At 48.4% G+C, this 8,205-nt stretch carries 5 protein-coding genes; 3 read left to right on the plus strand and 2 right to left on the minus strand.

Features of this window, described 5'->3' with window-relative positions:
* Positions 1 to 81: 81 nt before the first annotated feature.
* Positions 82 to 909 carry a 4-hydroxy-tetrahydrodipicolinate reductase gene (gene dapB / locus QUB06_RS33185; RefSeq protein WP_333438923.1) on the minus strand — a complete coding sequence of 276 codons (828 nt, stop codon included), beginning with the start codon at positions 907 to 909 and terminating at the stop codon, positions 82 to 84.
* Positions 910 to 1,211: 302 nt separating this feature from the next.
* Between dapB and QUB06_RS33190 the strand changes: the two genes are divergently transcribed.
* Both QUB06_RS33190 and QUB06_RS33195 read left to right on the plus strand, forming a co-directional pair.
* The gene (locus tag QUB06_RS33190; protein WP_333438925.1) at positions 1,212 to 3,734 is read left to right on the plus strand and encodes an EAL domain-containing protein; all 2,523 of its coding nucleotides are present in this window, start codon (positions 1,212 to 1,214) and stop codon (positions 3,732 to 3,734) included.
* A gap of 116 nt (positions 3,735 to 3,850) precedes the next feature.
* Positions 3,851 to 3,985 (plus strand): DUF6883 domain-containing protein, encoded by a 135-nt coding sequence (locus QUB06_RS33195; protein ID WP_333438927.1) that lies wholly within the window; start codon positions 3,851 to 3,853, stop codon positions 3,983 to 3,985.
* Positions 3,986 to 4,227: 242 nt separating this feature from the next.
* On the opposite strand, the gene QUB06_RS33200 is transcribed toward QUB06_RS33195, so the two are convergent.
* On the minus strand, positions 4,228 to 5,952 hold the full coding sequence (locus QUB06_RS33200; RefSeq protein ID WP_333438929.1) for a pseudouridine synthase: 1,725 nt from the start codon (positions 5,950 to 5,952) through the stop codon (positions 4,228 to 4,230).
* 380 nt (positions 5,953 to 6,332) lie between these two features.
* Between QUB06_RS33200 and QUB06_RS33205 the strand changes: the two genes are divergently transcribed.
* On the plus strand, positions 6,333 to 8,015 hold the full coding sequence (locus QUB06_RS33205) for a tetratricopeptide repeat protein (protein WP_333438931.1): 1,683 nt from the start codon (positions 6,333 to 6,335) through the stop codon (positions 8,013 to 8,015).
* Positions 8,016 to 8,205 lie beyond the last annotated feature (190 nt).

An 8,205-nucleotide genomic window follows, 5' to 3' on the forward strand; every position in this document is an offset into this window, starting at 1 on the left:
ATGACTAATGACTAATGACTAATGACTAATGACTAATGACTAATGACTAATGACTAATGACTAATGACTAATGATTAATGACTACAAGATTTTTTCCAAGCCGTAAACGAGCGATCGCAATTCAAGGACTTTGCGTATAGACAGCAAGACTCCGGGCATATAACAAGCGCGATCGCTCGTATCGTGTCGTAAAGTATAAACTTGACCGGCGCCGCCAAAAATTACTTCTTGGTGGGCAATTAAACCGGGTAAACGGATGCTGTGAATGCGAATCCCTTCATCGGCCACTGAACCCCGAGCACCGGCTAATTTTTCCGTTTCCTCAACTTCTGGCGGATTGAAAGTTTTTCCCATTTCTGCTAGCATTTGGGCAGTTTGAATCGCTGTGCCGCTGGGGGCGTCGGCTTTTTGATTGTGGTGCAGCTCGATAATTTCTACGTGTTCAAAATACTGAGATGCCGTGACGGCGGCTTGTTGGAGCAAAACCATGCCGATCGAGAAATTGGGTACAATCAAACAGCCGATGCTCGCTTTATCAGCGAATTCAGCTAAGTTTTCAATTTGCTTGCTGCTCAATCCGGTAGTGCCGACTACTGGGCGAATGCCGTAAGCTATTGCCGATCGCACGTTTTCATAAACTGACGAAGGGTGCGTAAAATCTACCATCACCCCTAACTGCTTTTCCTGAGCTGCTAATACCAGCATTCCTTGCAAGTCGTCAGTGATGGGAACTTCTAACGGGCCGCATCCGGCTAATTCGCCGGCATCGGCGTTGAGGCAATCAGGAGAGCGGTCTACAGCCCCAAATAAGGTCATGTCACTAGCATGGGCGATCGCCTTAATTACTTCGCGGCCCATTTTGCCTGCAGCACCGTTAACAATCACCGGAATCGGAAGTTGATTCGCCATAATCTCAAAAATATCCTGAAAGTTCGATCGACTAAATTTTAACGCTTGTGCGAATTTGGGTAAACAAGGAATGAAAGACAGGATTTGTCGGCAAATCTTCAAAAACCCGGTTCCCATTCGAGAAATACTTTGCCAAATCGAGTAATTAGCTTAAAGAAACTCGGTGGCGGCACAAGTTCTGAAAAAATTACATTCAATCTCATATTAAGCTCAATTCTGTAAGAACAGACTTGTGCAAAGCTAATTTGCACCGACATATTTTTTCTGTGACTGCCAAATTCTCTCGAAATCTTCGATATGTCATGTCTGTGGCAACTGGCCTGAACCTGAGTTCTCACAACCGACGGGTCAGGATTTGGCCTGCAATGCTTGTGGGCGCGACTGTAACGCTGCTGAATATGGGAGTTCGGCAGTTGGGAGGCCTGCAAAGCTGGGAATTGGGGAGTTTTGACTCGTTAGTGCGCTTGCAGCCCGCTTCCGGCCCCGATCCCCGGCTGCTGGTAGTGGCAATTTCTGAAGCCGATATTCAAGCTTTGGGGAGATTTCCGATTTCCGACAAGACGATCGCTCAAACCTTGACAAAACTGCAAAAGTATCAGCCAAAAGTCATCGGTTTGGATTTGTACCGGGATTTGCCTCAAGCGCCGGGACACCAAGAATTGCTGGCCGCGCTGAAAGCACCGAATGTTGTGGCGATCGAGCAATTGAGCGATTCAGAAAGTCCGGGAGTGCCTGCGCCTCCGGGGATACCGCGCGATCGGGTTGGTTTTAACGACTTCGTGCTCGATCCTGATGGCGTTGTACGCCGCAATTTGCTCTCAGTCTCGCAACCAGACAAAAAGATTGCTTTATCGTTTTCTGTGCAAGTGGCTTTGCTGTATCTCAAAGACAGAGTACAGCAGAAAAATAGCCCTGTTCATCCCCACCAAACCAACTGGGGAAAGGCAGAATTTGTGCCTTTAACTTCTAACAGTGGCGGCTATGCAAATATTGACACCACAGGCTACCAAATTCTGCTCAAATACCGTTCTGGTAAGGAGGTGGCGCGACAAGTCAGTATCAGGCAGGTATTGAAGGGGGAAATTGACCCAAGCTGGGTTAAGGACAAGATTGTGTTGATCGGGACGACTGCACCGAGTACCAGAGATTTGTTTTTGACGCCTTACAGCCCGGTTAAAAAGCAAACTCCGAAAATGCCGGGGGTGTTGCTGCACGCGCAAATGCTCAGCCAAATATTGAGTGCGGTTTTGGATGGACGATCGCTGTTTTGGGTGTGGCCGGAATGGGCGGAAATTTTGTGGAACGGTGCTTGGGCGATGGTTGGCGGGGTTTTGGCTTGGCGGATTCAGCATCCTGCGAGGGCAGGATTGGCTGGGGGTGCGGCGTTGATGGGTTTGTTGGGGATTAGTTTTGGGATTTTTACTGGGGGCGGGTGGGTGCCGCTGGTGTCGCCGGCTTTAGGTATGGTGGTGACTGGTGTGGGTGTCAGTGCTTACAGGAAGCTTTACGATGCTTTTCACGATTCTCTGACGGGTTTGCCTAACCGGGATTTGTTCGTGGATTGCTTGGGGCGGGCGATCGCCAATACTAGGGGCCGGCGCAGCTATCTGTTTGCGGTGCTGTTTCTAGATTTAGACAGGTTTAAGGTGATTAATGATTCTTTGGGCCATTTGGTGGGGGATGAACTGCTGATGGCGGTGGTACTGCGGTTGAGGGCGATTATTGGCTCCGGGGATACTGTGGCGCGGGTGGGGGGCGACGATTTTGCGATTTTGGTGAGGAATGTTGATGTTGCTAGTGCCGTGGATTTGGCCACTCGAATTCACCAAGCTTTAATTGTGCCTTTTGAGTTGAAGGGGCAGGAGGTGTTTGTGACGGCAAGCATCGGGATTGCCCTGGGAGGCGAACCCGCTGCTACTGTCAGGGAACAGCCGGAACACTTGCTGCGGGACGCCCACACGGCGATGTACCGGGCGAAGGCTTTGGGAACGGGAAGGTATCAGGTTTTTAATGCTTCGATGCACGCTTTGGCGGTGGAGAGGTTGCAGTTGGAAACTGATTTGCGGATGGCCCTCAAGCGTCGGGAGTTTTTGCTGCACTACCAGCCGTTTGTATCTTTGGCAAGCGGGAGGATTATTGGGTTTGAGGCTTTGGTACGCTGGCAACACCCGCTGCGGGGTTTGATTCCACCGATGAAGTTTATTCCGGTGGCTGAGGAAACGGGGGCAATTGTGCCGCTGGGTGAGTGGGTGCTGGAGGAGGCTTGCCGGCAGTTGCGGCTGTGGGAGGAAATGTTTGGTTTCGATCGAGCTTTGATTATGAGTGTAAATTTATCTGGGAAGCAGTTTGCTCAGCCGGATTTGGTCGATCGCCTTCAGGCGATTTTGGGAACAACGGGTTTGAGTGCCGAGAGTTTGAAGTTGGAGATTACTGAGAGTGTGGTGATGGATGATGTGGAGTCGGCGATCGCGGTTTTGAAGCAGATGAAAGGGTTAAATGTCAAGTTGGGAATTGATGATTTTGGCACGGGTTATTCGTCGTTGAGTTATTTGAGTCGGTTTCCTACGGATACTTTGAAGGTTGATAAGTCGTTTGTGGGGCGAATGGAGGTCGAAAGCGAGGGGGAGAATGTGGCGATCGTGCGGACGATTGTGGCGCTGGCTCACGCTTTGGGTATGGATGTGATTGCTGAGGGTGTGGAGACGGCGGCACAATTAGCTAGGTTGAGGTCGATCGGCTGCGAATACGGTCAGGGTTATTTTTTTGCTAAGCCGTTACCGAGTGAGGCTGCGACTGCTTTGATGGCTTCCGATCCGCAGTGGTAGTTGTGGGTTATTAGTTATTAGTTATTGTACGTTAGAGCTAAAATTGAAAGTCGATCGGGTTCTCAAAGCAGATTTCTAATATTTTAGGTGCTAAAATTACTGCTAGGTAAACAAACATGAAGCTGAAAAAAAATGTCAGCCATCTCGTTATCGCTCCTCGAAAATTAACAGAGTATCCTCTTAATTTAGATAACGATCTCGGTAGCGATAAAGCTGTAATATTTCAGGGTCGTTTAGGATTAAATCAATAAAACTATGACCAGGAATTTCTTGATGGTACCCGCCACGTGATTTATCCGTGGAATCAATCCCAAATCGAAAATCGAAAATCCTCAAGCCCCCGGATTTCTCCGTGGGGTCGCCTCTAAAATCTAAAATCTAAAATCTAAAATCGATTGACTTACTGTTAGCACAAATTTCAACTAAAACTCTTGAGGCTGAAGCAATTACTTGTTATTGTACAGATATTGATCATTGCCCGATCGCCCTTAGCTCAAAAAGGTGTTTCTGCCTTTAGGTATAGCGTTTCTCCCAACTGCGGATGCTCAAACGAAAGTTCCCGCGCGTGCAAGTGTAGGCGGTTCGCAGCAGCCCGACATCCGTAAAGTCCATCGCCCAAAATCGGTATCCCCAACCCTCGAACATCCGCTGCATGAACCCTCAATTGATGAGTGCGTCCCGTCAGCGGCAAAAACTCGACGCGATCGCAATTTCCTTCCCTCGCCATTACCTGAAAGCGAGTAACACTGGGTTTTCCGCACTCCCAATTGACTTGCTGGTAAGGGCGATTTTCGGGATCGCCCCAAAGTGGGAGATCGATCGTCCCTGTGTCAACATTTACAGTACCCGAAAGCACCGCTTCATAAACTTTGTGAACCTGCTTTTTTGCAAATAGCTGCCTGAGTTGACTGCTAGTTTCTTTGTCCCGCGCCAAGAGCAAAATTCCCGATGTTTCTCCATCTAAACGATGCACGACTGTCAAATTAAAACTATCAGCTAACAAGTTACGCAAACGACTGAAAACACTATCTTGATTTTCCAGATAACGACCTGGAACTGACAGCAAACCAGAGGGTTTATTGACCGCAATCAACCATTTGTCTTCATAAATAATTGGTAGCATTTGGGTAACGGGCAAGATGCCCGTTCCACAATAAAAATTATTGCTTGTGCGGTGGGCTTCTAGCCCGCCCGTAAAATCCTCATCATTAGAAACAATCGGATTTTGAGCCAATCCTGACAGCAAAAAACCCATCAACGGCTGACACCGATCGCCACAAGCAGCATAGAATTCTCCCTGTATCTTATCGCCCGATGGCGGCCCCCACCAAAACTCAGCCATTGCCAGCGGTTTCAGATTGTGTACTGCCGCGTAGTGGAGCAATTTTGGCGCGCAACAGTCGCCGGTGCCAGTGGGAATAGAATTGGTTGGCATCAATGAGGAGATCGAGATCGATTTCCCCAAAAAATTCATCAGAGTGTAAGCCGCGTGCATTTGCGTCTGAAGTTCGCGGGAAAGTTCTTTTCGCTGCTGTTTCAGCGCCCGCATCCGTCGATCCGCAGCTTCAATTAATTGTTTTAGGGGCTGCAATGTTTCATCCCGCTGCCGTTTCAATTGTCTGCGTTCAATTTTCTCCAAACGGCTTTCTTGATTCAGTTGTTCCAGGGCAATTTCTAGTGTTTCTGCTGGGAGAGTTTGACACAGTAACTGGCGTTTTTCATCTCGCTGCAGCTTGCGATTGCGGTGCCGATCGCTCAAAACTTGCATTTGCACTTCAAACTCCCGAAATAAGGCTTCATACTCTTGTCGCTGCGGGAGTTGATTGAGTGCAATAAGTTCCTGTTTCATCGCCTCCAATTGAGTTAACGTGCGGGCTTCCTCGAAAGCAACTCGATCTCGTCCCGGAATCGGTGGCACCCACCCCTCAACAATGCTGCAACCCTTCAGCAGCCCGGAAAACGCTTTGAGTATCCCCTGTTCCCCCGAAGGCATCTCCACCAGTAATATGCCGTACATCTTCCCTTCGCGATCGTAGGCACCGTCAGCCGCCAGGTACTGCATCAAACCCCGCGCGAGATCCTCTGACATTCGAGTGCGGGGCAGTCTCAGCAGCTCGCCACTTTGAGGACAACGGCCTTCGTACCAATAATTCGGCTGCGAGTCGATCGACTCCCAATGACAGTCCGTGACATCTAAAAGAGCGTGCAATTCTAACATATTAAATTTGGTTTGAAATCTGAATTAGGATATATTTGCTCGTGTCCTGACCCCGCCCAAAAACGGATACAAGTTTCCGGCACTCGTCGTGGAGAACTCAAAATTTTAGACTCTGGTTCAAGCTCCCAGATTCATCTGTGGAATCAATCGAAAATCGAAAATCGAAAATCGAAAATCGACTGACCGTATCTTACAGGGGTGTACCCAAAGTGGGAAGGGTGCATAATTTTATACCTACTAGAATTAAGTAAAAATGATTGGTCGCACCAAGCCTGATATGCTAAATTTGTTTCAAAACAGCAGCGAGATTAAGAAAAGCATAAGTTAATATATAAGACCGCAAGCTTGTTATCCCACTAAATTTTTTATGTGCAAGGCGTATGCCAGACCTCTCGACTTCGGCTCCAGAAAACTCCTCAAACCCCCAACCAGCTCTGCTGCCGCCGATTTTAAGAATTTTTGCAGCATTTCCAGATTACGATCGGGGCAATAGATTGTACGCCGCAGGAAGGTACGAAGCGGCAGTCCTTTGCTACGGAAAAGCGGTTCAAATTAAGCCGGACTGGGCCAGGGCGTGGCTAAATCTGGGCAAAGCTTACAAGCAACTGCATTCCTACGCAGAAACCGTAGCCTGCGCCGATCGAGCTACAGCAATTAATCCCGAAGAATACTGGGCTTGGATGCTGCGCGGCACAGGGCTGTTAAGTTTGCAAAATCACTCAGAAGCGATCGCGGCTTTCGACACCGCAATTCAAATCAATTCAGAAAAGCACGAAGCTTGGTATCAGCGAGGCAGAGTATTAGAGGAATTGCAGCAGTGGGATGCAGCCGCAACCTGTTACAAAAAAGCAACCCAACTTCATCCGAATTTGCCCGCCATGTGGTATCGGCAAGGCAACGTGTTGGTTCAAGCGGAGCGCTATCCTGAAGCCGTTGCTGCTTTTGAGCGCGCGCTGAAACTCGTCCCGACTAATTGGGAAGCTTGGCTGAACCGAGGTTTGGCTTTGATGAAAGCCGAACGCTACGCTGAAGCTGTAACTTCTTACGATCGCGCCATTCAACTGCAACCACAAAATAGTCTGGCTTGGTTCAATCGGGGCATTGCTTCAGCAAAATTGCACAAATATGCAGAAGCGGTGACAGCATACGATCGCGTACTGCAAATGCAACCGAACGACTGCGAAGCTTGGTTTTATAAAGGAATGGCTCTCAAACACCAGTGGGCAGACGCGGCAATTGCTTGTTTCGATCGGGCAATTCAAATTAATTCTTTGTATCCCGAAGCATGGATCGGGCGCGGTCAAACACTTTCAGAAGCGAGAGATTTTGAAGGGGCGATCGCTGCTTTTGACCAAGCCATTCAAATTAATCCGAATTTTCCCGAAGCTTGGCTGGGTAGAGGCATCGCCCTGGCAGGATTGGAACGCTACAAAGAGGCAATTATCGCTTACAGCAATGCCCTACAAATTGAAGGTAATTTTCTAGAAGCTTGGAACTTGCGAGGCGAAGCTTTGGAAAAATTACAGCAATACGAAGAAGCGATCGCCTGTTTTGATAAAGTAATCTCTCTGACTTCAGAAGCAGAAATTACATCAAAAGTAGGTTTGCAGCAAGGCGCAGCGCTGGAAAAATTGCAGCGTTACGAAGAAGCCGTCGCAGCTTACAACCGCGTACTAAAAATTGTGCCAGATAATTTTGAAGCTTGGTTGCAACGTGGCAACGCTTTGTCAAAATTGCAGCAGTACGAACAAGCTCTAGCATCATACGATCGAGCAATTACTATCTGGCCGGATAACTATCAAGGCTGGGTACAGCGAGGTCTGATCCTAGGGGAAATGCAGAACTATTCCCAAGCACTCGTCGCTTTTGACCAAGTGATTCAACTCAAGCCAGACAACTGGGAAGCTTGGGCGCAGCGGGGCGACGTTTTGCAAAAATTGCAGCGAACTCAAGATGCCATTAGCTCTTACGGAGTCGCCCTCGAAATCAAACCCGATTACTACGAAGCTCTAGTTAGTCGAGAAGAATTGAGACTTAAGGGCACGATGTCAGGAAAGTGGTAAGGGGAAATTGACAAAAATTTTTGAGTTGTGAAATTGCTTTGTTCCTCGTAATACCGCGCTGGGGTAAAGTTTTAACCTGAACTTCCCCCTGCAAATAAGCTAATCCGCATTTAAACCCACATTCCGCACCCCCAACTGGCACATACGCGGATTGAGGGGGTAAAAGTGAATTATCCGAGATCGAGGGTGA

The sequence above is a fragment of the Microcoleus sp. D2_18a_D3 genome (genome assembly GCF_036702455.1).
Taxonomy (GTDB): domain Bacteria; phylum Cyanobacteriota; class Cyanobacteriia; order Cyanobacteriales; family Microcoleaceae; genus Microcoleus.

Excerpts from the sequence above, each read along its gene's own strand:
- dapB (WP_333438923.1), bottom strand. The coding sequence starts at position 909 with ATGGCGAATCAACTTCCGATTCCGGTGATTGTTAACGGTGCTGCAGGC.
- QUB06_RS33190 (WP_333438925.1), top strand. The coding sequence starts at position 1,212 with ATGTCTGTGGCAACTGGCCTGAACCTGAGTTCTCACAACCGACGGGTC.
- QUB06_RS33195 (WP_333438927.1), top strand. The coding sequence starts at position 3,851 with ATGAAGCTGAAAAAAAATGTCAGCCATCTCGTTATCGCTCCTCGAAAA.
- QUB06_RS33200 (WP_333438929.1), bottom strand. The coding sequence starts at position 5,952 with ATGTTAGAATTGCACGCTCTTTTAGATGTCACGGACTGTCATTGGGAG.
- QUB06_RS33205 (WP_333438931.1), top strand. The coding sequence starts at position 6,333 with ATGCCAGACCTCTCGACTTCGGCTCCAGAAAACTCCTCAAACCCCCAA.